This is a genomic window from Mesorhizobium sp. BHbdii, assembly GCF_053848045.1.
Window position 1 is genome coordinate 1,589,605 of sequence record NZ_JBSPKX010000001.1, and the last position, 23,878, is coordinate 1,613,482.

19 protein-coding genes and 1 pseudogene are annotated in these 23,878 nt (G+C 62.8%); 13 read left to right on the top strand and 7 right to left on the bottom strand.

Annotated features, from left to right (window positions below; genetic code table 11):
* Window position 1 precedes the first annotated feature (1 nt).
* The 3 genes from ACWTU8_RS07720 to gltX all read left to right on the top strand — a co-directional run bounded on the left by ACWTU8_RS07720 (window position 2) and on the right by gltX (window position 4,122).
* Window positions 2–415, top strand: coding sequence for a GNAT family N-acetyltransferase (locus ACWTU8_RS07720; protein ID WP_455847658.1), 414 nt, complete (start codon window positions 2–4; stop codon window positions 413–415).
* Between the two features lie 394 nt (window positions 416–809).
* Window positions 810–2,615 (top strand): ABC transporter ATP-binding protein, encoded by a 1,806-nt coding sequence (locus ACWTU8_RS07725; RefSeq protein WP_455847659.1) that lies wholly within the window; start codon window positions 810–812, stop codon window positions 2,613–2,615.
* A 133-nt stretch (window positions 2,616–2,748) separates the two neighbouring features.
* A complete protein-coding gene (gene gltX / locus ACWTU8_RS07730; RefSeq protein ID WP_455847660.1) occupies window positions 2,749–4,122 on the top strand; it encodes a glutamate--tRNA ligase in 1,374 nt (457 codons plus the stop codon).
* On the opposite strand, the gene ACWTU8_RS07735 is transcribed toward gltX, so the two are convergent.
* The 3 genes from ACWTU8_RS07735 to ACWTU8_RS07745 all read right to left on the bottom strand — a co-directional run bounded on the left by ACWTU8_RS07735 (window position 4,040) and on the right by ACWTU8_RS07745 (window position 8,684).
* Window positions 4,040–5,236, bottom strand: coding sequence for a DUF2865 domain-containing protein (locus ACWTU8_RS07735; RefSeq protein ID WP_455847661.1), 1,197 nt, complete (start codon window positions 5,234–5,236; stop codon window positions 4,040–4,042). The genes gltX and ACWTU8_RS07735 overlap by 83 nt on opposite strands.
* A gap of 76 nt (window positions 5,237–5,312) precedes the next feature.
* Window positions 5,313–7,637 (bottom strand): NADP-dependent malic enzyme, encoded by a 2,325-nt coding sequence (locus ACWTU8_RS07740; RefSeq protein ID WP_455847662.1) that lies wholly within the window; start codon window positions 7,635–7,637, stop codon window positions 5,313–5,315.
* 213 nt (window positions 7,638–7,850) lie between these two features.
* Window positions 7,851–8,684, bottom strand: coding sequence for a LysR substrate-binding domain-containing protein (locus ACWTU8_RS07745; RefSeq protein WP_455847663.1), 834 nt, complete (start codon window positions 8,682–8,684; stop codon window positions 7,851–7,853).
* Between the two features lie 147 nt (window positions 8,685–8,831).
* On the opposite strand from ACWTU8_RS07745, the gene ACWTU8_RS07750 reads away from it, so the two are divergent.
* Entirely contained in the window at window positions 8,832–9,905 is a 1,074-nt protein-coding gene (locus ACWTU8_RS07750) for an alpha/beta fold hydrolase (protein ID WP_455848409.1), read from the top strand.
* Window positions 9,906–10,126: 221 nt separating this feature from the next.
* Here the strand turns inward: ACWTU8_RS07750 and ACWTU8_RS07755 are convergent, their stop codons facing one another.
* Window positions 10,127–11,044 (bottom strand): LysR substrate-binding domain-containing protein, encoded by a 918-nt coding sequence (locus tag ACWTU8_RS07755; RefSeq protein WP_455847664.1) that lies wholly within the window; start codon window positions 11,042–11,044, stop codon window positions 10,127–10,129.
* A gap of 139 nt (window positions 11,045–11,183) precedes the next feature.
* Between ACWTU8_RS07755 and ACWTU8_RS07760 the strand changes: the two genes are divergently transcribed.
* The gene (locus ACWTU8_RS07760) at window positions 11,184–12,152 is read left to right on the top strand and encodes an MBL fold metallo-hydrolase (RefSeq protein ID WP_455847665.1); all 969 of its coding nucleotides are present in this window, start codon (window positions 11,184–11,186) and stop codon (window positions 12,150–12,152) included.
* Window positions 12,153–12,281: 129 nt separating this feature from the next.
* On the opposite strand, the gene ACWTU8_RS07765 is transcribed toward ACWTU8_RS07760, so the two are convergent.
* Window positions 12,282–13,061 carry an SDR family oxidoreductase gene (locus ACWTU8_RS07765; protein ID WP_455847666.1) on the bottom strand — a complete coding sequence of 260 codons (780 nt, stop codon included), beginning with the start codon at window positions 13,059–13,061 and terminating at the stop codon, window positions 12,282–12,284.
* A gap of 119 nt (window positions 13,062–13,180) precedes the next feature.
* Here ACWTU8_RS07765 and ACWTU8_RS07770 point away from each other — a divergent pair, with 119 nt between their 5' ends.
* Together ACWTU8_RS07770 and ACWTU8_RS07775 are read left to right on the top strand one after the other, a co-directional pair.
* Window positions 13,181–14,002 (top strand): UDP-2,3-diacylglucosamine diphosphatase, encoded by an 822-nt coding sequence (locus ACWTU8_RS07770; RefSeq protein WP_455847667.1) that lies wholly within the window; start codon window positions 13,181–13,183, stop codon window positions 14,000–14,002.
* Window positions 14,003–14,131: 129 nt separating this feature from the next.
* Entirely contained in the window at window positions 14,132–15,349 is a 1,218-nt protein-coding gene (locus ACWTU8_RS07775) for an MFS transporter (protein WP_455847668.1), read from the top strand.
* Here the strand turns inward: ACWTU8_RS07775 and dgcA are convergent.
* Complete coding sequence (dgcA, locus tag ACWTU8_RS07780) at window positions 15,320–16,303, bottom strand: N-acetyl-D-Glu racemase DgcA (RefSeq protein ID WP_455847669.1); 984 nt, start codon at window positions 16,301–16,303, stop codon at window positions 15,320–15,322. The two genes, ACWTU8_RS07775 and dgcA, sit on opposite strands and share 30 nt — an antisense overlap.
* 99 nt (window positions 16,304–16,402) lie before the next feature.
* On the opposite strand from dgcA, the gene ACWTU8_RS07785 reads away from it, so the two are divergent.
* From ACWTU8_RS07785 to ACWTU8_RS07800, 4 genes are read left to right on the top strand one after another with little or no spacing between them, the layout of a single operon-like run.
* Entirely contained in the window at window positions 16,403–17,590 is a 1,188-nt protein-coding gene (locus ACWTU8_RS07785; protein ID WP_455847670.1) for an MlaE family lipid ABC transporter permease subunit, read from the top strand.
* 1 nt (window position 17,591) lies between these two features.
* Window positions 17,592–18,413: an ABC transporter ATP-binding protein gene (locus tag ACWTU8_RS07790; RefSeq protein WP_065009514.1), complete on the top strand. Its 822-nt coding sequence runs from the start codon at window positions 17,592–17,594 to the stop codon at window positions 18,411–18,413.
* Between the two features lie 14 nt (window positions 18,414–18,427).
* Window positions 18,428–19,801 carry an MlaD family protein gene (locus ACWTU8_RS07795; protein ID WP_455841395.1) on the top strand — a complete coding sequence of 458 codons (1,374 nt, stop codon included), beginning with the start codon at window positions 18,428–18,430 and terminating at the stop codon, window positions 19,799–19,801.
* 46 nt (window positions 19,802–19,847) lie between these two features.
* Window positions 19,848–20,516: an ABC-type transport auxiliary lipoprotein family protein gene (locus ACWTU8_RS07800; RefSeq protein ID WP_455847671.1), complete on the top strand. Its 669-nt coding sequence runs from the start codon at window positions 19,848–19,850 to the stop codon at window positions 20,514–20,516.
* A 458-nt stretch (window positions 20,517–20,974) separates the two neighbouring features.
* On the opposite strand, the gene ACWTU8_RS07805 is transcribed toward ACWTU8_RS07800, so the two are convergent.
* On the bottom strand, window positions 20,975–22,144 hold the full coding sequence (locus tag ACWTU8_RS07805) for an aldose epimerase family protein (protein WP_455841391.1): 1,170 nt from the start codon (window positions 22,142–22,144) through the stop codon (window positions 20,975–20,977).
* A 573-nt stretch (window positions 22,145–22,717) separates the two neighbouring features.
* Here ACWTU8_RS07805 and ACWTU8_RS07810 point away from each other — a divergent pair.
* Window positions 22,718–22,945: pseudogene (locus tag ACWTU8_RS07810) on the top strand (OmpA family protein); the annotation flags it as partial.
* Between the two features lie 424 nt (window positions 22,946–23,369).
* Window positions 23,370–23,813: an SRPBCC family protein gene (locus ACWTU8_RS07815; protein WP_455847672.1), complete on the top strand. Its 444-nt coding sequence runs from the start codon at window positions 23,370–23,372 to the stop codon at window positions 23,811–23,813.
* Window positions 23,814–23,878 lie beyond the last annotated feature (65 nt).

Here is a 23,878-nt window from a genome sequence, read left to right on the forward strand (position 1 = left end):
TATGCCTGACTGTGAAATCAGCTTCGACGTGTCACGGATCGACTTCCGGGCAACCTCCGACCTGTTGATGGCAAGCTACTGGGGCAGCGGGCGCAGCGATGAAGTCCACCGCCGCGCATTTGCTAATTCGCTTTGCGTCGGCGCCTATTCCGACGGCAAGCAGGTCGGCTTCGGCCGGGCAATCACCGACCGCACGGTGTTTGCCTATCTGGCTGATGTCATCATCTGGCCGGAATATCGTGGGCAAGGGATCGGCACGCGGCTTGTCCAGGCGCTTATCGATCATCCGGATTGCAAGACAGTCACGCACTGGAGCCTGTCGACCAACGATGCCCACGCCGTTTACGAAAAACTTGGCTTCAGGCCGTCCACCGATGGCCGCTACATGCGGCTCGATCGTATTCCGGTAGCCTGAGTGGACGACGACGGCGCACAACCCGCGATTGTTGCAAATCTTCTCACTGGTTGGACCAGATGCGCTTTCGGTCGCTCTCTGGCTTGGCGACGCGTTGGGGCATCTCTATAAGAACGGTTCCGCGATTCCCCTTTTCGGGAGGACCGAATGCCAGGATTTGATATCGTTATGCGAGGCCGCGAAGTCTAGGTCTCAGGAGGCGCGCCGGAAGGTTTTCACCTTCATGGCCAAGCCGATCTGACAACAGGCCTTCGTCGATGCCGGTCGCCGCCCGTATTCGGGTGAGCCGCCAAATATGCCGAACCTCCGCATTCCCGGGCGCTAATTCGCCCCACGCGGTTTTTTCAATTTTCGACCTTACCGGGACCGGGCTCGCTTGCGCCCGAATGACATCATGGCTCGTTTTCAGGTAGATTTGCGCGCGGGCGCCTTTCGCAGCGTTCTTGGCTTCACGCTCAGTCATTGGCGGCGTCAGCCGTGGCGGCTTTCGCTCATTATGGGCACGTTCCTGCTGTCGACGTTGGCCGACGTGCTGACGCCGCTCTATTCCGGCCGACTGGTCGATGCCGTTGCCAGCAGTGCTGCAGCGGACGATGTCGCGTGGAATGCGGCGATGGCGGCCTTTTCGATGCTGGTAGCCCTGGCGCTCACCGGTGTTGTGCTGCGCAATCTCGCCTTCATGGCCATCGTCGAACTGACCCTGAAGATGATGGCGGATATCGCCGCCGACGCCTTCCATCGCGTCCAGCGCTTCTCGACCGACTGGCACGCCAACAGCTTCGCCGGATCGACCGTGCGCAAGATAACCCGCGGCATGTGGGCGCTCGACCTGCTCAACGACACGATCCTGATCGCGCTGCTGCCGTCCCTCGTCATGCTCGTCGGCTCGACGCTGCTGCTCGGCTGGTTCTGGCCGCTGATGGGTGCTGTCGTCGCCGCAGGTTCGTTGCTTTTCATCGCGGTGACGGCGCTGCTGTCGCTTGGCTATGTCGCGCCTGCCGCAAGGCTTGCCAACGCGTGGGACACGCGCCTGGGCGGTTCGTTGGCCGATGCGGTGAGCTGCAACGCCGTGGTCAAGGGTTTTGGCGCCGAGGAGCGCGAGGAGACGCGCCTTGCCAAAGTCGTGGCCAGATGGCGCGCGCGTACGCGCCGCACCTGGGTGCGCGGCACCATCAACGGCACCACGCAAGGGTCGATGCTGCTGCTTCTGAGAGCAGCGGTGATCGGACTTTCGCTGCTTTTGTGGTCGTGGGGGCAGGCGAGCGCCGGCGATGTCACCTTCGTGCTGACCTCGTTCTTCGTGCTGCAAGGCTATTTGCGCGACATCGGCACGCACATCCGCAATTTGCAGCGCTCGATCAACGACATGGAGGAACTGGTCGACTTCCAGTCCGAGCCGCTCGGTATCGAGGATGCGCCCGGCGCCAAACCGATCCGCATCACCGACGGTCGCATCAGCTTCGACAACGTCACCTTCCATTATGGCAGCCATCGACTGCCGCTCTATCGCGACTTTTCGGTGGATATCGCGCCGGGCGAACGCATCGGGCTGGTCGGCCATTCGGGCTCGGGCAAGACGACCTTCGTCAAGCTGATCCAGCGCCTGTACGACGTGAACGCGGGAACGATCCTGATCGACGGCCAGGAAATTGCTGGGGTGGCGCAGGCATCGCTGCGCGGGCAGATAGCCATCGTCCAGCAGGAGCCGATTCTGTTCCACCGGTCGCTGGCCGAAAACATCGCCTATGCCCGGCCGAGCGCCACGCAAGCCGAAATCGAGCACGCAGCACGGCTGGCAAGCGCGCACGACTTCATCGTCGGCCTGCCGAAGGGTTACCGCACGCTGGTCGGCGAACGCGGCGTGAAACTATCGGGCGGCGAGCGCCAGCGCGTGGCGATCGCGCGGGCTTTCCTCGCCGACGCGCGGATCCTCATTCTGGACGAGGCGACATCCAGCCTCGATTCGGAATCGGAGGTGCTGATCCAGCAGGCGATGGAGCGGTTGATGGTCGGCCGCACAACGCTCGTCATCGCGCACCGGCTTTCGACGGTGCGGGCGCTGGACAGGCTTCTGGTGTTCGATCGCGGCCGCATCGTCGAAGAGGGTTCGCATGACCAACTGATCCGGCTGCAGGGCGGCATCTACCGCCGGCTGTTCGAGCGCCAGGCGCTCGAATTGACCAAGGGGCTGGCGATCTGACGCTTACAGCGCCGCGTGTCTTAATGGTCGCGCGGCGCTGCCGCCTTTTCATCGCCTTCGTCATGTTCTATGTCTGCGGCCAAGCGCGGGGGCGTGTCTTGTCAACAGCAAAACCATCCGGTACGCCCCGTTCATGACAGTTACCGTCCGTTTCGCCCCATCACCCACCGGCCGCATTCATATCGGCAACGCGCGCACTGCGCTGTTCAACTGGCTGTTCGCCATGAACAACAAGGGCCGCTTCATCCAGCGTTTCGACGACACCGACGTCGCCCGCTCGACGCAGGAATTCTCCGACGCCATCCTCTACGACCTACATTGGCTAGGGATATTTCCGGACGCGACGGAATACCAGTCACGGCGCTTCGAGATCTACGATGCGGCGGTGGAGAAATTGAAGGCGGCGCGCCTTCTCTACGCTTGTTACGAAACACCGGAAGAGCTCGATCTCAGGCGCAAGGTGCGCCGCACGCGCGGCCTGCCGCCGGTCTACGGCCGCGAAGCGCTGACGCTGACCCCTGAGCAGATCGCCGAATACCAGTCCGATGGTCGGCGGCCGCATTGGCGCTTCCTCCTGCCCAATTTCACCAGCGATCCTCTGCAGCCGGAGCGCACCGAAATCCACTGGAACGATCTGGTGCGCGGCGAGGAAACCGTCGACCTTGCCTCGGTTTCCGACCCGGTTCTAATGCGCGAGGACGGCACCTATCTCTATACTCTGCCCTCGGTGGTCGATGACATCGAGATGGGGATCAGCCATGTCATCCGTGGCGACGACCACGTCACCAACACGGGCGTGCAGATCGCGCTGTTCCAGGCACTGGGTGCCGAGCCGCCGGAGTTCGGCCACCACAATCTTTTGACCACTGCATCGGGCGAGGGCCTGTCGAAGCGGAGCGGCGCGCTGTCCATCGAGAGCCTACGCGAGACCGGCATCGAACCGATGGCCGTTGCCTCGCTGGCCGTGCTTGTCGGCACGTCGGAGAACGTAGTGGCGGTGCCTGATATGACCGAACTTGCCCGGCGCTTCGATCCGGCCGCGACGTCGAAATCCGCCGCCAAATTCGATCCGGACGAGCTCTTCGTGCTCAACCGCACACTGCTCCACCATATGCCGTTTTCCGAGGCGCGCGACCGGTTGATCGTGCTCGGCATTTCCGGCGAACAGGCCGAGCCCTTCTGGCTGGCGGTGCGCGGCAATCTCGACAGGCTGGCCGATGCAGCAATCTGGTGGCGCACACTTCGCGACGGCCCGCAGGAGCAGCCGGACCTTTCCGACGTCGACCGCGATTTCCTTCGCCAGGCGTTCGACCTTTTGCCGGAAGACCCCTGGAACGGGTCGGTCTGGAAGGAGTGGACGGGCAGGATCAGGGAAGCGACCGGCCGCAAGGGCAAGGCGCTGTTCATGCCGCTCAGGCTGGCGCTTACGGGGCAGCCTTCGGGGCCGGAGCTTGCAGATCTGTTGCCGCTGCTGGGTCGGGAAGGAACGTTGGCCCGACGACCCTGACCTTGCGCCGTCCCGGCGGCGGCAAAGTCGTCGGCGAGGGTTTGACGGCGAGGCGCTTGATGGCTTCGCGATCGCGCCCGCCTTCGACATTTGCCAAGGTCTCGGGGTCGGCGCCTTGATCGGCTTTGGCGACAGGCACCGGAATGAGCGGCTGGGTCTCCACATCGGCCTCGGTCTGTTCCGGGCTTGGCGGATTGCCGGCAATGATCTCGAAATTCTGTGCAGCGTTGCAGCCGCAGGCCGGCGGGCGCAACGTTTCGGGCTGCTTGTAGAGATAGGCGGTCGGCAGTTCGCTGTAGGGCCTGCCGGTTACCGAAGACGTCATGTCCGCCGAGTCGTCGCCAATGCCGCGCGTATACAACACCTGCATCTCGGTGCCGGGGCAACTCGAATCGCAGTTCTTCTGGTCGCGCTCGAAATCGCCCAGCGAGGCGGCATTCGACATCGGGAAGAAATAGCCGTCGCAAGTGCGCACGCACATTGTGCGGAATTCGCCGCCAAGGCGTGGCAGGTCCATGCCGTCGGGCTGATTGATCATGGCGCGGACACCGCGTTCTTCGTCGGGATCGCTCGGCTCGTCCAGAGCATCGGGGTGATTTCTGGCGTCGCCCAAAAGCCGATCGAGCAGGCCTTCTTCGCCGTTTTCACGGTTCGCTTCGAGGACAGGCGCACGTTTCGAAGGCACGACGCTGTCGCGACAGCCATTGGCGTCAAGTGAGGCCAATATGCGTGCGCGATCGCGGCGCGAGCCGCCGCCGGCGAGCTGCGCGCGCTTGACCTGCAGGGCATCGAGATTGGCGTTCATGCGGTCGAGCGTGGCCTCGAGTGCGGCGCAAGCGTTGCGATTGCGGCCGAGCAGCGAAAAGCCGCAGCCGGCGCTGTCGGACTGGCGGCTTACCTTTGAAATCTGCTCGCGCTGCCGCACGATCGCATCATCGTATTTCCTGAGCAGGGCCGGCTTGCCGCCGCCACCGCGCGAAGCGGTCGCGAGATCGGCTTCCAGTTGCCGGCAAACACGGGAGGCGGCCTGCGGCTGAGTGACGGCAAAGCCTGATAACGCCAGGGCACCAAGCAGCGCCGCGGCATGCGTCAGCTTCCTCCCTCCGCCCGTCATTGGCCGTGAACTCCGTTTAACCGCCCGTCGCTACCGCTTTTGCGGTCATTTATCAGCTTACCGCGAAAAAGCCGTTTTAGCCCAGATTTACTACCGCCTGCGCCTTATGGGCCGCTTCGACCACGGCGAGCGCCGTCATGTTGACGACGCCACGTGACGTCACCGACGGCGTCAATATATGCGCCGGTCTGTCGGTGCCGAGCAGGATCGGGCCGACATGCAGCGCGTCCATCATCGCGCGCAGCGCGGTGAGCGTGATGTTCGCCGAATCGAGATTGGGGAAGACCAGCAGATTGGCTTCGCCCTTCAGCCGCGAATGCGGATAGACCCGCTGGCGCAGCTGCTCCGACAAAGCCGAGTCGGCATGCATCTCGCCGTCGCATTGCAAGTCTGGCGCGATGCGCGCCAGGATTGCCGCCGCCTGCCGCATCTTGAGCGCGCTTGGCGAATCGCGTGAGCCGAAATCCGAATGCGACAGCAGGGCGGCCTTGGGTTCGATGCCGAAGCGCTGGATTTCTTCGGCCGCCAACACTGTCATCTCGGCGATCTCCTCGGCCGTCGGATCGACCGTGACATGGGTGTCGGTGAGGAAAATGATGCCTCGCTGCGAGATCAGCATGGAAAGCGTCGACAGGTCATGATCCTTGATACCGGCGCGCGGGCCGATGATCAGGGTGACATTGCGCAAATGCCGCTCAAAACGTCCTTCCAGGCCGCAAACCATGGCGTCGGCATCGCCACGCTTGAGGGCAAGTGCGGCGATCACCGTGTTGTCGGTGCGCACCAAGGTGCGGGCGGCCTCCGTCGTGACGCCGCGCCGGCCGGCGAGTTCGATCAAAAGGTCGACATAGTGGCGATAGCGTGGATCGTCCTCGGGATTGATCAGGCCGAAATCGACGCCTGGCTTGATGCGCAGTCCGTAGCGTTTCAGCCGCACCTCGATGACGTGCGGGCGGCCGATCAGGATCGGCTCGGCGATGCCTTCCTCCAGCACCACCTGGGCGGCACGCAACACGCGCTCATCCTCGCCGTCGGAATAGATGACGCGCTTGGCATTCGACGTCTTGGCCATCGTAAACACCGGCTTCATCACCAGGCCGGAGCGGAAGACGAAGCGGTTCAGCGTGTCGATATAAGCGGCAAAGTCGGTGATCGGCCGTGTCGCGACGCCGGTGTCGCAGGCGGCTTTGGCCACCGCCGGAGCGATGCGCAGGATCAGCCGCGGGTCGAAGGGCGAGGGGATCAGGAAATCAGGCCCGAAGATCGGCGTTTCGCCGGAATAGGCGCGCGCGGCGACATCTGACGGTTCCTCGCGGGCAAGGGCAGCGATCGCCCGCACCGCCGCCATCTTCATCTCTTCGTTGATGGCGCTGGCGCCGCAGTCCAGCGCGCCACGGAAAATATAAGGAAAACAAAGTACGTTGTTGACCTGATTGGGGAAATCGGAACGGCCGGTGCAGATCATCGCGTCGGGTCGTGCCGCCCGTGCCGCTTCCGGCATGATCTCGGGATTGGGGTTAGCCAGCGCCAGGATCAGCGGTTTTGGCGCCATATGCTGGAGCAATTCCGGTTTCAGCACGCCGGCGGCCGAAAGCCCCAGGAACACGTCGGCGCCGGGCAGCACATCGGCCAGCGTGCGCGCCTCGGTGTCCTTCACATAAGGGGCCTTCCAGCGGTCCATCTCATCGACGCGGCCCTTGTAGGCGACGCCGAAACGGTCGGTGACCCAGATGTTTTCGATGCGCGCGCCCAGCAAAACCAGCAAGTTGAGGCAGGCAAGGGCCGCTGCCCCGGCCCCGGAGGTGACGATCTTGATGTCGGAGATCGTCTTGCCGGCGAATTCCAGCCCGTTGAGCACGGCGGCGGCGACGATGATCGCGGTGCCGTGCTGGTCGTCGTGGAAGACCGGTATGGCCATGCGGGCCTTCAGCCGTTCCTCGACCTCAAAACATTCGGGCGCCTTGATGTCCTCGAGGTTGATGCCGCCGAAGGTCGGCTCCAGCGCCGAGATGGTCTCGACCATCCGCTCGATGTCAGGCGCGTCGATCTCGATGTCGAACACATCGATGCCGGCAAATTTCTTGAACAGCACCGCCTTGCCTTCCATCACCGGCTTGGAGGCCAGTGGGCCGATATTGCCCAAGCCGAGCACCGCCGAACCATTGGAGACGACGCCAACCAGATTGGCGCGCGCCGTGTAGTCGGCGGCCGCCGCCGGATTGTCGCGGATTTCCAGACAAGGCGCCGCGACGCCGGGCGAATAGGCAAGCGCCAGGTCGCGCTGGTTGCCGAGCGGCTTTGTTGCCTGGATTTCAAGCTTTCCAGGCCGTGGATGCTTGTGGAAATAAAGTGCGGCTTCGTCGAGGTCCGACCGGGCTGCTTTTTTGTTTTCGCCTTCCATACGGGCCTCTCTGCGATCCTGCCTTGAAGCCCTTTTAGCATGCAGCGTTGGATTTTCACGATGCCAAATGACGCAACTGCCAATTAGGCAGAAGAATCGTCAAAAACTCATCTATGTCAGATTGTTGCGCTGAAATCCTCACCTGCCATGTCGCTGCCGGGCTGATTTAATGGGAGCGCATTGCGCGACCGGGGTATGTCCGATCGCCAGCGGTCAAGTCACGTCTGGCCGACCGTCAAGCAGTTTCCAGACGCTATCGACGATGGCCGGCCGTGGCCGCCGTTTCGCGATCACCGCAAGTGGCCACGCGGGCAGCGATGCGTCGGCGATCGCTGCATACCGGACGCCCTGAAATACAAGGCGCTGAGTCGATCGTGGCAGCAGGGCCGCGCCCAAGCCTGTGGACACGAGCGATAGCATGGTCAGTGCCCGCGTCGCCTCCTGGACGATCCGCACCTCGAGGCCAGTCGTGGTGAATGTGTCTACGATGCGGGCATGGAGCGCCGGGCCTTGTGCAGCCGGAAACATGATGAGCCCGTGGCGGGCGATGTCCGCCAGCGTCACCCCGTGCGTCTGCCCGTCGTCAGGCAGAACGGCAATAAGATCTTCAGCAGGATAGTCATGGACGTCGAGACGTTCGTCGGTCCCGAGCGGTGGATGCACGAAACCGATGTCGATCTCACTGCGCGATAGCGCCGCAATCTGCTCATTGGTGGACACCTCGATGAGCTTTGGATGGATGTCCGGATATTTCTCGCGAAGCCGGGACAGGAGGTGCGGCAGACGCTCGTAAAGGGCCGCCGACACGAAGCCGATCCTGATCTCGCCAGCTTCGCCGTCATGCGCTGCGCGGGCGACATAAAGCGCCGAATCGGCGTGCCGTATGGATGCTCGAGCCTCTTCGACGAAGGCCGAGCCGGCGCGCGTCAAGGTCAGGCGGCGGTTGGCCCGCTCGAACAGCTTGACGCCGAGCTCCCTCTCCAGGCGCCCGATCGATTGACTAAGCGGAGGCTGCGCCATGGCCAGCCGCAGTGCGGCACGACCCATATGCAAATCCTCCGCAACAGCAAGGAAATGTCGCAAGTGCCGAAGTTCCATATCTTGACGATATCGAAAACCCTCAGACGCGTCATCGATAAGATATCGAATAGCTGGCAGTCTTTGCGGAACGCAATTGCGACCGGAGACGTCATGATGTCCCATTTTACCGCCTTTCCCCTCGTGCTCACAGCAGCCGCTATGATCGCCGCTCCAGCACCGGCAGGAGAGCCGGATCTCGTCCGGGCCGACAGGTTCGTCGAACTTCGGACGGGCGAGCGCCTCTTCGTCCGGGAGGTGCGCCGTCCTGGCGCAGCGTCCGAAGCCAACTCCGCCGTCCTCCTCGTCCATGGCGCACGCGTGCCCGGCGTTGCGTCCTTCGATCTGCCTGTTGCGGGTGGGTCGCTTGCCGCCGACCTCGCGGCGGACGGGCACGTTGTCTATGTCCTGGATGTTCGCGGCTACGGCGCATCGAGCCGCCCTGCGGCGATGAACAGGCCGCCGGATAGGTCCGCTCCCCTGATGCGTACCGAAGACGTCGTGGCGGATATTTCCGCAGCGGTCGACGCTATCGCGAAATGGAGCGACGTTTCGAGGGTCAGCCTCGTCGGCTGGGCCACCGGCGGACATTGGGCCGGCGCCTACGCCAGCCGGTTTCCGCAGACGGTTGACCGGCTCATCCTCTACAACACCCTGCACGGAGGCTCAGACCAGCACTCCACTCTTGGAACCGGCACGCCGCTCGAAAATCCCGACCGGCCCGGGACGTTCAATGTCCATACGTTCGGCGGTTATCGGATGAATACACGTCAGAGCCTATTCACTGCCTGGGACGACAGCATCCCGGTCGCGGACAAGGCCCAGTGGCGCGATCCCGCGGTCGTTGCGGCCTATGGTGATGCAGCACTCGCCTCCGACGAGACGGCGCCGACGCGCCAGCCGCCGAGTTTCCGGTCCCCAAGCGGCGCCATGGCCGACAGCTTCGAACTCGCCTTCGGTCGCCGGCAATGGGCGGCGGCGGCACTCACCATGCCAGTGCTCGTCATCCGCTCCGGACGGGATTTCTGGAGCCGGCCGGAGGACGCGAAGACAATCGTGGACGAAGCACCAAAAGCGGAACGCCTAAACATCCCGGACGCCACGCACTTCGTGCATCTCGATCGCGAGGCCGCAGGGCGCGGTGTGTTCCTCGACGCTGTGAAGCGGTTTCTCGATCGGCAGGAGGAATGACCATGAAGGGTAGTTCATGTGTCCTGCGGGAGCAGCAGCCGCAAAGGTGTCAGGTCGACCGCTTCCAGGCTTTGCGGCTACCTTCCACCCGATAGCTACTCACCGCGCGGTTGCGAGGCTACGCCTATCTCCGCCGCGCCACATCTCGACTCTCCCGTGTCCGCCATTCCCTGCGCGTACAAACCTCAGAGTTCGCTAGCCGGCGCCGTTTCCTTGGATGTTCATGCTTTTTTGTCATCGATGAGCGCACCCATCGCGGCGAGGTGGTCGGCGAAGCCGGCAACGAACCGCCTGACCTTCAACGGAATGAAGCGGTTCGATGGATAGACCGCATGCACATGGTGCGGCGCATAGTGCCAGTCCGGCAGCACATGTTCGAGCAAGCCTTCGGCGATGAGCGGATCGAGTATCACCCTGTGCCCGAGGCCGATGCCGACGCCGGACAGCAACGCCTGATGATTGAGCAGCGAATTGTCAGAGCGCATGGCCGGCCGGATTCGCACCTCGGCTTTTTCGCCGCCCGGGCCGGTGAGCGGCACGACATCGCGCTTCCTGATGTGAGCGTAAAGCAGATAATCATGGTCGGCGAGATCTTCCGGGCGCCGCGGCCGGCCCCGGCGGTCGAGATACTCTCGCGTCGCTGCGAGGCAGCGCCCGATCACGCCGAGCTTGCGCACGATCAGCCGGTTGTCATCGATGGTCCCCATACGGATCGCCACGTCGAGCCCCTCTGCGATCACATCGACGAAACTGTCGGTCAGCGCCACGTCAAGCAACAGTTCCGGATAGGCGCGCTTGAACTCGATCAGATAGCTGCCAAGCACGCCGGCGCCGAAGCTGGCCGGCGCGCCGACGGCAAGACGTCCGCACATCTTCGATTCGAGGCAGCCGACGCTGCGGTCCGCCTCCTCGATGCGCTCAATGATGTCGCGGGCGCGCTCCAGATAACGCCGGCCGGCTTCCGTTGGCGAAACATGGCGGGTCGTACGGTCAAAGAGCCGGACGCCTAGACGCTTTTCCAGTGCGCGGATCTGCTGGCTGACGGCCGGCTGGCTCAAGCCCAACTCGCGCGCTGCCGCCGAGAAGCTGGCGGTATCGCAGGCGCGTACGAAGCTGGTCAGCTCGGTCAAGCGGTCCATGATGGCAACTCTCCGCCGTGATTAATAAACAAGAGTAATAAGACATATAATGAATCGGCAAGTTCAAAAAGCTGAGCCTATGACATAGATCCGCCTTGCTCCGCCTGGAGCTCTGGATCCCCAAACTGGAGACGATGCAATGCCGCTTTCCCGCCGTCATTTTCTCGCCGGTGCCGGCCTAACCGGCGGCACTCTCCTGGCCAATGTCTCCGTTCCGGCCTTGGCCCGCGCGCCGCTAGTCGACGCCGCAACGCTTGGCGCGCTGCGCCGCAACGTGGGATCGGTCCAGGTTACGGCGCTGCTAGACGGCTATATCGACATTGGTTCCGAGCTGGTCATCGGGCTCGCTGAGGCCGATGCAGAGCGGCTGGCTGAGGCCAGCTTCCAGAAGCCCGGACCGCACCGCGCACCGGTCAATGCCTATCTCATCAATCTGGGCGACCGTCTGGTGCTCGTCGACGCCGGTACGTCGGACAGCATGGGCCCGTCACTCGGTCGACTTCCGGCCGCTATCGAGGCGGCCGGCGTGTCTCCGGACCAGATCGACACGTTGCTGATTACCCACATGCATCCCGACCATATCAACGGCGTTCTGACTCCCGCCGGCCAGGCGTTGTTTCCCAATGCCGAGCTCATCGTCACCGCCGCCGATTACGCCTTCTGGCATGACGACGCGAACATGAACCAGGCGCCGGATGGGGCAAGGCCGTTCTTCATCGGCGCCCGCCAGGCCGCCGCCGCCTATGCGAACCGCGTGCGGCAGGTGGCTAGCGAGGGCGAGGCGGTCGGCGCGATCCGCACCGTGCCGCTGCCCGGCCACACTCCGGGCCATGCCGGCTTCATCGTGGAATCGGACGGCGAGGCGCTGTTCATCTGGGGCGATGTCGTGCATATGGCGACCTACCAGTTCGCGCGCCCGGACTGGAGCATCGCCTTCGATGTCGATTCCAAGCTGGCTGCCGAAACGCGCAAGCGGACGCTCGACCGGGTCGCTGCTGACCGGATGCTGGTCGCCGGCATGCATTTGCCGTTCCCCGGCATCGGCCATGTGGCGCGCGATGGCGACGCCTATCGCTTCGTGCCGGAAGAATGGCCCTATGCACTGTAGGGCGGCCAGCGCGGGAAGGGGCCATCATAGCCCAGCTGCTCCATGACGACGGCCACCTGCAAGCAAGGCCTGCTTCAGAGCCGTCACGATCGTCTCCCGGCGTTCCCAGCGGGTACCAAGCGTTCGGTACTAGAACGCGCTGACATAGGCGCCGCCGTCGACCGGTATGTTATGCCCCGTCAGGTAGCCGGCATGAACTGAGCACAGGAAGGCGCAGATCTGGCCGAATTCCTCCGGCGTACCGAGCCGCTTGGCCGGAACGTTGGCTGCTGCCTGGGTCTTGCGTGCGGCGGCAGCAGCCGGATCTTCGGGGGTGCCGGCTTCATGCGGGGGGCGCAGCCGATCGGTGTCGATCTTGCCCGGCAGCATGTTGTTGATCGTCACATTGCGGTCGATCACCGTCCGCGCGACGCCGGCCAGGAACGAAGTCAGGCCTGCGCGCGCGCCGGACGACAGATCGAGGCCGGGAATGGGAACATAGACGGACAGCGAGGTGATGTTGACGACGCGGCCGAAGCCGCGTTCGGCCATGCCGTCGATCACAGCCTGAACCAGTTCGACCGGGGTCACCATGTTCTGGGTGACGCCTTCGATGATTTTTTCGCGGTCGAGTTCGCGGAAATCGCGAAGCGGCGGTCCGCCATTGTTGTTAACGAGGATATCGGGATCGGGACAGGCGGCAAGCAGCGCCTTCTGCACCTCGGGCTTCGACACGTCGCCGACGATTTCGGTCACCTCGACGCCAAATCTTTCCCGCAGTTCGGCGGCGGTCTTCGCCAATTGGTCGGCATTGCGCCCGTTGACGACCAGATCGCAACCGGCCTCGGCCAGCGCCATGGCGCAACCGCGCCCAAGTCCTTTGCTCGAAGCACAGACGATGGCCTTTTTTCCGCGAATACCGAGATCCATGGCGATTTCTCCTCTGATTGGCGCGGCAACCTACTCTTGAGGCTGGACCAATCGCAACCGTCATACGGTTGTTGCATGAATCGGGGCATAGGCTGCGCGAGAGCAACGGTGAGAATCCAATGCCTGGCGCAGAGCCCCGCACTTTCCGCAGCATGTTCATCTCCGACGTCCATCTCGGATCGAAGGCGGCAAAGGCCGAGTTCCTGATCGATTTCCTGCGCCATCACGACGCCGATATCATCTATCTCGTCGGCGACATCGTCGACGGCTGGCGGCTGAGACGGAGCTGGCACTGGCCCCAGAGCCACAACGACGTCGTCCAGAAATTGCTGCGTAAGGCGCGCAAGGGCGCCAGCATCACCTACATCGCCGGCAATCACGACGAGTTCGCGCGCCAGTTCCAAGGCGTGCATTTCGGCGGCATCGTCGTCGCCGACCGCGCCATTCACGAGACCGCCGACGGCAAACGTCTTCTTGTTATCCATGGCGACCAGTTCGACACTGTCGTCCACAATGCGCGCTGGCTGGCCTATCTTGGCGACTATGCCTATGACGCGGCTATGCTCGTCAACCGCGTGGTGACGCGGCTTCGCCAACTGCTTGGCCTGCCTTATTGGTCGTTTTCGTCCTGGGCCAAGGTCAACGTCAAAAAGGCGGTGAATTTCATCGGCTCGTTCCAGACCATGCTGACCGAGGAAGCGCGCCGCTCGCATGTCGACGGCGTGATCTGTGGTCATATCCACCATGCCGCGATCGAAAATTATGAGGACGTGCAATACATCAACACCGGCGATTGGGTGGAGAGCTGCACCGCGGTGGTCGAGCATTTCGACGGCCGGATGGAGATCCTGCACTGGCCGCACGTCCTGCCGGAGGCTCCGGTCGGCAACGAAGTGCTCGTGCCGATCGACATCAAGGGCAGGGCAGTCCAGGCTGCCTGACCAAACCCTACCTCACCTCGCTTTAATCGATTAGTCCAAGCGGTTCCGCCGACTTTTTCAGCATGTTATGGAATTGGCGTGCGCTGCAGACCGACTCGGCTGAACGCTGCGCCGACGGATTGCCTGTTGATGTCCTCCCTGCCGCCGCTTTCACCCGAACAGCTCGTCAAGCCGCGTCATTTCGAACTGCGGATGGGCCTGATTTTCTTCACGCTTTTCGTGCCGCTCGGAATACATTTGCCATATTTCCCGCTATGGTTGCAGGCAGAGGGTTTCGATGCCGAGCAGATAGCGGTCATTCTCGCAGCACCAATGTTCCTGCGCGTGGTGACGACGCCATTGCTTACAGCACTGGCCGACAGGGCGAGCGACCGCGCCCATGTTTATGTCGCACTGATGGCCGCATCTGTGGCGCTGTCCGCCGGTTATTTTATGACGCCGACCTACGCCATGGTGCTCGCTGTTTCGCTGGCGCTCGCTGTGGTCTGGACACCGCATTCGCCGATTGCCGATTCGCTGGCACTGTCGGGAGTGCGCCGCTTCGGCTCCAACTACGCAAGCATGCGCAAATGGGGATCGATCTCCTATCTGTGCGCAAATCTTGCGGGCGGTTTCATCCTGTCGGCGACGGGCGCCCAGGCTGTTCCGATGATCATCTTCGTGGCGTTTGGCGCCGCACTTGTCGTCGGATTGATCGCGCCGCGGCTCGGCCGTCCGCGCCGTGCCTCGCTGCTTTCGGCGGCCGACATCCAGCAATCGGCGCCAAAACTCCTCAACGCCTATTTCCTGTATTTCTCCATCGGCGTCGGCGTCATCACCGCCAGCCACGCGTTTCTCTACGGCTTCGTGTCGATCTACTGGAAATCGATCGGCATCGGCGATCAGGTGGTCGGGCTGCTTTGGGGTTGGGGTGTGGTGGCCGAGATCGGTATGTTCATGGTCTTCACCCGGGTTTTCGGCTCCTTCTCGGTCGTGTCGATCATGGTGATGGCCGGGATAGGCGCGATCGTGCGCTGGATTGCCTTCCCCATGATCTGGCCGCTCGGCCTTGGCGTCGCCGGATTTTTCGCAGTTCAGACGCTGCATGCGGTCTCCGTGGCGCTGGTGCTGATCGGCCTGCAGAAAATGATCGGTGAGACGATCGCAGAGGAGCGCACCGGGGCCGCGCAAGGCATCGCCTATTTCTCCAACGGCTTTTTTACGGCCGTGGTGACGCTCTTGTCCGGCCCGCTTTATGACCGCTTCGGCGTGGACGGCTTTTTTGCCATGATCCCGATCGCCCTTATCGGCCTTGCGTTGATCGGGCTTGCCGCGCGTTCAGCCCCACAGCGCCGTATCGGGCGGTGACACCAGCGAACCCTGGTAGACGAGACCGGGAACACGGTCGCGGGCCAGCAGCAGCGGCCCGTCGAGATCGACGAAATCGGCATCCTGCGCCAAGAGCACGGCCGGCGCCATGGCCAATGACGTGCCGACCATGCAGCCGACCATGACGTCAAAACCCAGTACGCGGGCGCGATCGCGAAGGATGAGGGCAGCGGTCAAGCCGCCCGACTTGTCGAGCTTGATGTTGACGGCATCGTAAAGGCCGACAAGCGAGGCCAGGCCCTCTGCCTCATGCACGCTTTCATCGGCGCAGATCGGCACCGGATGCGCGATTTGGCGAAGGATGCCGTCACGGCCCGCCGGCAGCGGCTGTTCAATCAGGGCGATGCCGTATTCGGCGGCAAAGGCGAGATTTGCAACGATGTTGTCGTCGCTCCAGCCCTCATTAGCGTCAAGGATGATGCGGCTCGCCGGTGCCGCCTCCCTAACCGCGCGGATACGGGCCATATCGTTGTCACCGCCGATCTTGACCTTGAGCAGCGGGCGCTGGGCGTTGGCGCGGGCCTGGGCTGCCATCGCTTCGGGCTCACCGAGCGACAGCGTGTAGGCCGTCTCAAGCGCGCTCGGCGGAGCCGTGCAGATGCTGAGAGCGACCGGCTTGCCTGTGATCTTCGCCTCCAGGTCCCATAGCGCGCAGTCGATGGCATTGCGGGCGGCTCCGGCGCGCATGGTATCGAGCAGCGCGGCCCGGCTGATGCCGCCAGCGATCTCGCCCCGCATCGCCTCGATCGCATCGCGCACACCGTCCATCGTTTCGCCGTAGCGCTTGTAGGGGACGCATTCGCCGCGCCCGCTCTGGCCGTCCTCGTGGATCGTCACTGTGATAACCTCGGCTTCGGTTTTCGAACCGCGCGAAATGGTGAAGGTCCCGGCGATGGGAAAGCGCTCGGCCTCGACCGAAATGACACGCGCCATATTTTTCTGCTCCGGCTGTGCGACAACGAGCTTGTCGGCAAATCGACAGGTGGGTTTCGTCAGGTTAAACAGATTGGCCCGTCAGGCTAACAGGACGCCATGTTTACCATCCGCAAACGCGACGCAAGCGGCACGACCGCCAAGGAGGCCGACCACCAGCCGCGCGTCGCGGTCGGTGAGGAGGGTGGCGTTCTGGGCTGCGCCTTCTCCGGAAACTGGACGACGCGCACCGTGACGCTGGTCGACGCCGAGATGCGCAAGATCGAGAAGCGCAGCGGTTTCCAGACGCTGGCGCTCGACCTTTCGCATATCGAGAAGATGGATACCGCCGGAGCCTGGCTGATCGACCGCCTGGTCAGCGCCTTCGAAAAGAAAGGCGTCGAGATCAGGCTGCAAGGGGAAAGCGAGATTGCCTCGATCCTGCTCGGCGCCGTTGGCGACGCGGTCCGGCGCGAACCCGATTCCGGCGGCACAAAGCCGCCCAACATCATCATTCGCGCGCTAGAGGCGGTTGGCCGGCGTGTCTATGAAATGCGCGACGATTTCCTAGCCGCGATGAACATATTGGGCGCCACGATACGCGGCTCGCAGATGAAGCTCGGCCGCGGCCATGCGGTCAATCCGGCGGCGATCTTCAACCAGATCGATCGCATGGGCGTCGGCGCCATCCCGGTGGTCGTGCTGATGTCGGCCATCGTCGGCGCGATCGTCGCCCAGCAAGGCGCCTACCAGCTCAGCTATTTCGGCGCCGATATCTTCGTCGTCGATCTGGTCGGCGTGCTGATCCTGCGCGAACTCGGCGTGCTGATGACCGCGATCATGATCGCCGGCCGTTCGGGCAGCGCCATTACGGCTGAAATCGGCTCGATGAAAATGCGCGAGGAGGTCGACGCGCTAAAGGTCATCGGGCTCAATCCAATCGGCGTGCTGGTGTTTCCGCGGCTGGTCGCGCTGGTGATCGCACTGCCTTGCCTGACGATCATCGCCAATTTCGCCGCACTCGGCGGCGGCATCCTGGCCGCATGGCTCTACTCCGACATCGCACCGGCGGCGTTCATCGACCGGCTGCGTGTCGCCATCGATCTCAGCACCATCTTTGCCGGGCTGATCAAGGCGCCGTTCATGGCCATGATCATCGGCACGATTGCCTCGGTCGAAGGCATGAAGGTTGGCGGCAGCGCCGAATCGCTGGGACAACACGTCACCGCTTCGGTGGTGAAGTCGATCTTCGTGGTCATCATCCTCGATGGGCTTTTCGCCATGTTCTACGCGGCGATCGAGTTCTGACATGGCGACGCAGGGCAGTACAAAGGCGACTGGGGTTGCGGAAGGGGCCGACGAAGACGAGATCGTGCTTTCCGCGCACGACATCACCGTGTCCTTCGGCGACAAGGTCATTCTCGACAGATTGTCGCTCGATATCAGGCGCGGCGAGATCCTCGGCTTTGTCGGCGCCTCCGGTGCCGGCAAGTCGGTTCTCCTGCGCACCATCCTCGGCCTGGTCCACAAGCAGTCGGGAACGATCAAGCTGTTCGGCGTCGATGTCGAAAAGGCGAGCGAGAGGGAGCGTCTTCGCATCGACATGCGCCTTGGCGTCCTCTTCCAGCACGGCGCGCTGTTTTCGGCGCTCACGGTTCTCGAAAACGTGCAGGTGCCGATGCGCGAATATCTCGACCTGCCCAGAAAGCTGATGGACGAGCTGGCGATGCTCAAGGTCGAACTGGTCGGGTTGCCGCCGGATGCGGCGCAGAAATTTCCGTCCGAGCTTTCCGGCGGCATGATCAAGCGCGCGGCGCTGGCGCGCGCACTGGCGCTCGACCCCGACATCGTGTTCCTGGACGAGCCGACCTCCGGCCTCGATCCGATCAGTGCGGCTGAATTCGACGAACTGGTCGTCAAGCTGCGCGATACCATGGATCTGACCGTGTACATGGTCACGCACGATCTCGACACGCTGTTCACAGCTTGTGATCGGGTGGCCGTGCTCGGCAAAAAGAAAGTGCTGGTCGAAGGCACGATCGACGACATGCTCAGAAGCGAGGAACCCTGGGTGAAATCCTATTTTCGCGGAAAACGTGCGCGGCAACTTGATCTTGCGGCCCGCGCGTAGCCATAAGTGGATAAATGGAAACCAGAGCCAACTACGTCATTGTCGGCATTTTCACGCTAGCCGCGATCCTGGCAGCGTTCGCGTTCGTCTATTGGACGGCAGCGATCGGCGACAGAGGTGAGACGGCGATGCTGCGGGTGCGCATTCCGGGATCGGCTTCCGGCCTCGGCCGCGGCAGCTTCGTGCTGTTCAACGGCGTCAGGGTTGGGGATGTCAGGCGCGTCTATATCGACGTCGATAATCCGACCGCCGCCATAGCCGACGCCGAAATAGACCGCATGACGCCGATCACCAAATCGACGCAGGCCGACATCGGCCTCGCCGGCCTCACCGGTCAGGCCAATATCGAACTCAAGGGCGCCGATCCCAAGGAGCCCAACCTCCTCGATCTGGCGGAAAAGGAAGGCCGTGTCGCCGAGATCGTCGCCAATCCGTCGGCGGTCACCAATCTCTTGCAGACGGCGCAGAACATCTTCACCCGCGCCGATACGGTTCTCACCCAGCTCGAAGGCTTCACCAGGGACGTTCGCGGGCCGCTGACGCAGACCGTCAACAATGTGCAGACCTTCTCCGACGCGCTGGCCAAGAACTCCGACGGCATCGACAAATTCCTCGCCAGCGTCAGTTCGCTTTCGGACGAGTTGAGGGGTGTCTCGGGCAAGCTCGACGGCACGCTGAAGGCGGCGGAAGGACTGCTCAACGCCGTCGACAAGGACCAGATCAAGAGCATCGTCGCCAACGTCGACACGGTGACCACGAACCTGAAGGAAACCAGCAAGCAGTTCGACAGGGTCGTCAGGAATGTCGACACGGCGGTTGGGTCGATCAACGATTTCGCTCAAAGGACGCAAGGCACGCTGGCCAAAGTCGACGGCGTTCTCGACGGCATCGACCCGGCACAGGTTCGCACCGCGCTGGCCAACATCCAGAAGGCCAGCGAAAACGCCAACGAGGCTGCCGCCGACATCGCCAAGGTGACCAGCAAATTCGCCAACCGGGCCGACGATATCGACCAGACCATCAAGGACGCGCAGCAGCTCGCGGAGCGTCTCAACGACGCTTCGGTGCGCGTCGACGGCATCCTCGCCAAGGTCGATACATTGCTCGGCTCAGGTCAGGCCGACGGCATGATAGCCGATGCCAGGAATACGCTGAGATCGTTCAAGCAGGTCGCTGACACCCTGAACGCCCGCCTCGGCACCATCACCGACAATCTGGCCCGATTCTCCGGTCAGGGCCTGCAGAACGTCGAAGCGCTGGTCCAGGACAGCCGCCGCTCGATCAGCCGCATCGAAGAGGCGGTGACGGATCTCAGCCGAAATCCGCAGCGTATCCTGTCAGGCGGCGAAGGCGAGGTTCGGCAATTCGACGGCAGGGTGCGGCGTTGACTTCGGCCTTCGCCCGCCCCAAGAACAGCGGGCAAGTGCGCTACGGATGCGGGTTGCTCATACGATTCGGGGACAACGGGGATCGCGTGTGAAGTCGGTCGTGCTTAAATTGGGCGGGGTCAAATCGGGCGGGCTTAAAGCGGGTGTGGCATTGCTTACGCTTTTGGTAGCCGGTTGCGCGTTTTTGCCGGGCGGCGGGCCGGCGCCTCTGGACACATTCGAATTGTCGGCGCCGCCGCTCGATGCGCGCGGCCGCAGCCGCCGCCAGATCCTCATTGCCCAACCCTCCGCGCTCAAGGCGCTGGACAGCCAGAACATCGTCATCAAGCCGTCCGTGCGCTCGATCCAGTACCTCAAGGGCGCGCAATGGGCCGATCGGCTGCCGCTGATCGTGCAGGCGCGGCTGGCCGAGACATTCCAGCGCTCGGGCAGCTTCGCCGGTGTCGGCAAGCCGGGCGAGGGGCTGGCGATCGACTACCAGGTCATCGTCGAGGTCCGTTCCTTCGAAGTCAGGGTCGACGGCGGCGAACATGCCGAAGTCGAGCTGTTCGTGCGGATACTGAACGACCGCAATGGCGAGGTGCGCGCCTCGAAGAGCTTTACCGCGACCGCGCCCGTCTCCGGCGGCGGCAACCAGGCCTATGTCGGCGCGCTCGACCGCGCATTCGGCGATGCCGCCAAGGACATCGTCCGCTGGACCGATTCGGTGATCTGATACAGCCGGAATTGCCGGGTGCAGTTTAGGATCAAACTCAATCATCTGGCTGCCGCCAATGGCCGAGACGGGTGGGGAGCTGCCGTCCGTTTCGACGACTGGAACGAGCAGGGGGCGCCAATTACCGACCTTCCCGGCGCTTCTCCAAAGCCGCCCTTCGCGCCACAGCTTTGAATCGACCCCCCTTTTGGACGTAGACAGCGACTTGCATGAAGGTCTGATTTGGCTACGGCTTTGGGGGCGATGGAAAGCCGCAACGTTCGCCTGCTTCGCCGCGGAGAGGCTGTGTGTTCGGCCGGGGACATAGCGCCAGCAAACAAGCTCCGGATCCGCTGTCTTGCCTCCCGCAGCGACGACGCCCAGAGCTCCAGCGTCTCGATCGAAACGCCCGTCATCCATGATCTCCGTATCATGGCGACCCATCGATTCAGCAACCAGAAAAGAACGCAGCTGCAACGCTAGGACGCGTCGGTGGAGAATTTGTGTATCGTAGTCGACTTCAGCGTTTCGCCCGGTTTCAGCACCGTCGTTGGAAATGACGGCTTGTTCGGCGAATCCGGGAAGTGCTGCGTCTCAAGGCAGAAGCCGTCGGTCTGGCGGTATTGCTGACCGGCTGCGCCGACGAGCGTCGAATCGAGGAAGTTGCCGCTGTAGAACTGGACGCCGGGCTCGGTGGTCGAGATCTCCATGATCCGGCCCGAGCGCGGCTCGTAGACTCGGGCGGCGAGCGAAAGTCCACCACCCGACCGGTTCAGCACGAAGTTGTGATCGTATCCGCGGCCATAGGCCATCTGTGGGTCGTTCGAGCGGATGCGTGCGCCGATCGGCGCCCCTTGGCGGAAGTCGAACGGCGTCGCGGTCACGGAGGCGAGCTGCCCGGTCGGGATCAAGGTCGCATCGACCGGCGTGTAGCGATCGGCGTTGATCGTGAGGATGTGATCGTCGACCCCACCCGTGCCGTCGCCGGCGAGATTGAAGTAGGAATGACTCGTGAGATTGACCACGGTTGGTTTGTCGGTCGTCGCCTCGTAGTCGATGCGCAGCTCGTTGTCGTTGGTGAGGCTATAGACGACCTGGACCGTGAGCGTGCCGGGATAGCCTTCCTCGCCATCCTTGCTCGTGTAGTTGAGCCGCGCTGCGGCGCCGCTGACGCTGCTCAGCGGCTCGACCGCCCAGACGACCTTGTCGAAGCCTTTCGTGCCGCCGTGCAGGCTGTTCGGCCCGTTATTGGCGGCGAGTTGGTATTGCGTGCCGTCGAGCGTGAACTTCGCGCCGCCGATGCGATTGCCGTAGCGCCCGATCAAGGCGCCGAAATAGGGGTTCATGGATTCGTAGTCGGCGAGTTCCTTGAAGCCGAGCACGACGTTGTCGAGCTTGCCCCAGCGGTCGGGCACATTGATCGCCGTGATGATACCGCCATAGGCGATGAACTTGACGGACGCGCCCCGGTCGTTGGTGAGCGTGTAGAGATCGACGGCTTTGCCGTCCTGCGTGTTTCCGAATGGGGTCTTGTCCACAGAGCCGGCGCCGGCGCTTGTTCCCGTCAGCAGCACGCCCATGCCGAGCACGGCCGCGCCGAGCACTGACCTATGCCAAGTACGCGACCTGTTTGGTTCGATCGGCGTCATGGTTTCCTCCCTTGATAGGCCTCTTCGCCGGCGGCTTCTGACGAGCCGCCTGGAAGACCAATTCTAAACTCATCGGGCTATCAAGGTAAGCGCGTCCTGGTAGAGATTGTCCAATAGCACCGTGCTTGAAAAGCGTGTGCCGAATACCGCCGGTCGCATCAGCTCATTGCCTGATCAAAATTGCCGTCGGTGCATGAATCGCAGGACGGGTGCCCGCCTGATTCCCGACTTCGATCTTGCTGCTAGTTGGTGTCGCAAAGCCACCCGATTGAGACGTAGAACGCGCCATAGCGGTGAAATCCGAGCCGATGCCCCGGCCGGCTCGGTTGCGACATTTCCGGACCAACATCGAGGTGACCCCTGTCGGTCGCCTCTCCGACCCGTTGGCCGGCCTTCGTGTTGCTTCGCTGCAAGGACCGCACAGGGGTTAGCGGTTCGACGTCGCTGCGGGCGAACATAGTAGAACGGGGTCGCCAGATCATTATCAAAAGATCTGACCGTCATTGAGCTTTCCTGAAAGGCAAAGGCCGCTTGGACGTGGGTGCGGGATTGGCATCTTCCAGTGTCGCTCACGATGCGGTCGGGGCGGAGGTGGCGAACCTGGCGCTGTCGGACCAGCGGGCCGAGGCGGTGGCGACCGCGCTGACCAACGTCTTCGACATCGCGCCCGAGAACATGGAGACGCAGGGCTATGGCGAGCAGTACCTGAAGGTTGAAACCCAGGAGCCCGAACGCGAGAACCGGCGCGTCGCGATCCGCCGCATCGCGCCGCTGGTCGCACCCGTGGCGAGCTCCGAATAGGCCCCACCCTTGTTTTTGAGCCGGCCGGGCAGGTAGCGCCAGGCTCACCATTGCAAGCCCGCTCATATACCCTGCGTATCGAGCGGGCCAAATAGGCGACACGCATCTAGCTCGGTCAAGATCCGCTTTCGCCACCTCTTGCGACATTGAGGTCGAAATCGAGTAACAACTGGATTGGGTCAAAGCGGTGAGTTCCACTGGAGGTCCCTATCTGGGAGAAAATTTGGGCCTGGAATGTCCGACTAGGGTCATGGGCGTGAATTCGGCAGGGTCGAACGAACTTCCGCAACGGGTCGAAAAGCGGTCGCAGGGAGCCTAACATGAAGGTCTGCGGCCCCGGTTCCAAAAAACCTCAGAACTTGTGTCGGATTGGTCAAGACCCGTTCGTCCTTGGGCATGGATCGACATCACAAGGATAAATGATATGCCCAGTACCGTACGCCTGCACCGCGTCCTGGCAACCAGCCCAGAAAAAGTCTACCGCGCTTTCCTTGAGGCGGACGCGCTCGCGAAATGGCTACCGCCCAACGGCTTTACCTGCACGGTTTATCATCTGGAACCCAAAGTCGGCGGCACATTCAAAATGTCGTTCCGCAACTTCACAACCGACAAAAGCCACGCGTTTGGCGGCGAATATGTCGAGCTCGTTCCGGGCGAACGCCTGCGCTATACGGACAAGTTCGACGATCCTAAATTGCCGGGCGAGATGCAGGTGACGGTGATACTGAAGAAAGTATCAGTCGGCACGGAGCTGGACATCACGCAGGCAGGGGTGCCGGACGTCATTCCAGCTGAGGCTTGTTATCTCGGTTGGCAGGACTCGCTGCGAAACCTGGCAAGGCTCGTCGAACCGGAGATCAATCAATAGAGCATCATCCCGAAGGGTCGGCACGGCATGAAAAAGGCGGGAAAATTTCCCGCCTTTTTGGTTCC

Coding starts and splice junctions, on each gene's coding strand:
- ACWTU8_RS07790 (WP_065009514.1), top strand. CDS start 17,592: ATGGCGACGCAGGGCAGTACAAAGGCGACTGGGGTTGCGGAAGGGGCC.
- ACWTU8_RS07800 (WP_455847671.1), top strand. CDS start 19,848: ATGCGGGTTGCTCATACGATTCGGGGACAACGGGGATCGCGTGTGAAG.
- ACWTU8_RS07765 (WP_455847666.1), bottom strand. CDS start 13,061: ATGGATCTCGGTATTCGCGGAAAAAAGGCCATCGTCTGTGCTTCGAGC.
- ACWTU8_RS07815 (WP_455847672.1), top strand. CDS start 23,370: ATGCCCAGTACCGTACGCCTGCACCGCGTCCTGGCAACCAGCCCAGAA.
- ACWTU8_RS07775 (WP_455847668.1), top strand. CDS start 14,132: ATGTCCTCCCTGCCGCCGCTTTCACCCGAACAGCTCGTCAAGCCGCGT.
- ACWTU8_RS07770 (WP_455847667.1), top strand. CDS start 13,181: ATGCCTGGCGCAGAGCCCCGCACTTTCCGCAGCATGTTCATCTCCGAC.
- ACWTU8_RS07720 (WP_455847658.1), top strand. CDS start 2: ATGCCTGACTGTGAAATCAGCTTCGACGTGTCACGGATCGACTTCCGG.
- ACWTU8_RS07745 (WP_455847663.1), bottom strand. CDS start 8,684: ATGGGTCGTGCCGCACTGCGGCTGGCCATGGCGCAGCCTCCGCTTAGT.
- ACWTU8_RS07760 (WP_455847665.1), top strand. CDS start 11,184: ATGCCGCTTTCCCGCCGTCATTTTCTCGCCGGTGCCGGCCTAACCGGC.
- ACWTU8_RS07725 (WP_455847659.1), top strand. CDS start 810: ATGGCTCGTTTTCAGGTAGATTTGCGCGCGGGCGCCTTTCGCAGCGTT.
- ACWTU8_RS07740 (WP_455847662.1), bottom strand. CDS start 7,637: ATGGAAGGCGAAAACAAAAAAGCAGCCCGGTCGGACCTCGACGAAGCC.
- ACWTU8_RS07785 (WP_455847670.1), top strand. CDS start 16,403: ATGTTTACCATCCGCAAACGCGACGCAAGCGGCACGACCGCCAAGGAG.
- ACWTU8_RS07750 (WP_455848409.1), top strand. CDS start 8,832: ATGTCCCATTTTACCGCCTTTCCCCTCGTGCTCACAGCAGCCGCTATG.
- ACWTU8_RS07735 (WP_455847661.1), bottom strand. CDS start 5,236: ATGACGGGCGGAGGGAGGAAGCTGACGCATGCCGCGGCGCTGCTTGGT.
- ACWTU8_RS07805 (WP_455841391.1), bottom strand. CDS start 22,144: ATGACGCCGATCGAACCAAACAGGTCGCGTACTTGGCATAGGTCAGTG.
- ACWTU8_RS07755 (WP_455847664.1), bottom strand. CDS start 11,044: ATGGACCGCTTGACCGAGCTGACCAGCTTCGTACGCGCCTGCGATACC.
- gltX (WP_455847660.1), top strand. CDS start 2,749: ATGACAGTTACCGTCCGTTTCGCCCCATCACCCACCGGCCGCATTCAT.
- dgcA (WP_455847669.1), bottom strand. CDS start 16,303: ATGGCGCGTGTCATTTCGGTCGAGGCCGAGCGCTTTCCCATCGCCGGG.
- ACWTU8_RS07795 (WP_455841395.1), top strand. CDS start 18,428: ATGGAAACCAGAGCCAACTACGTCATTGTCGGCATTTTCACGCTAGCC.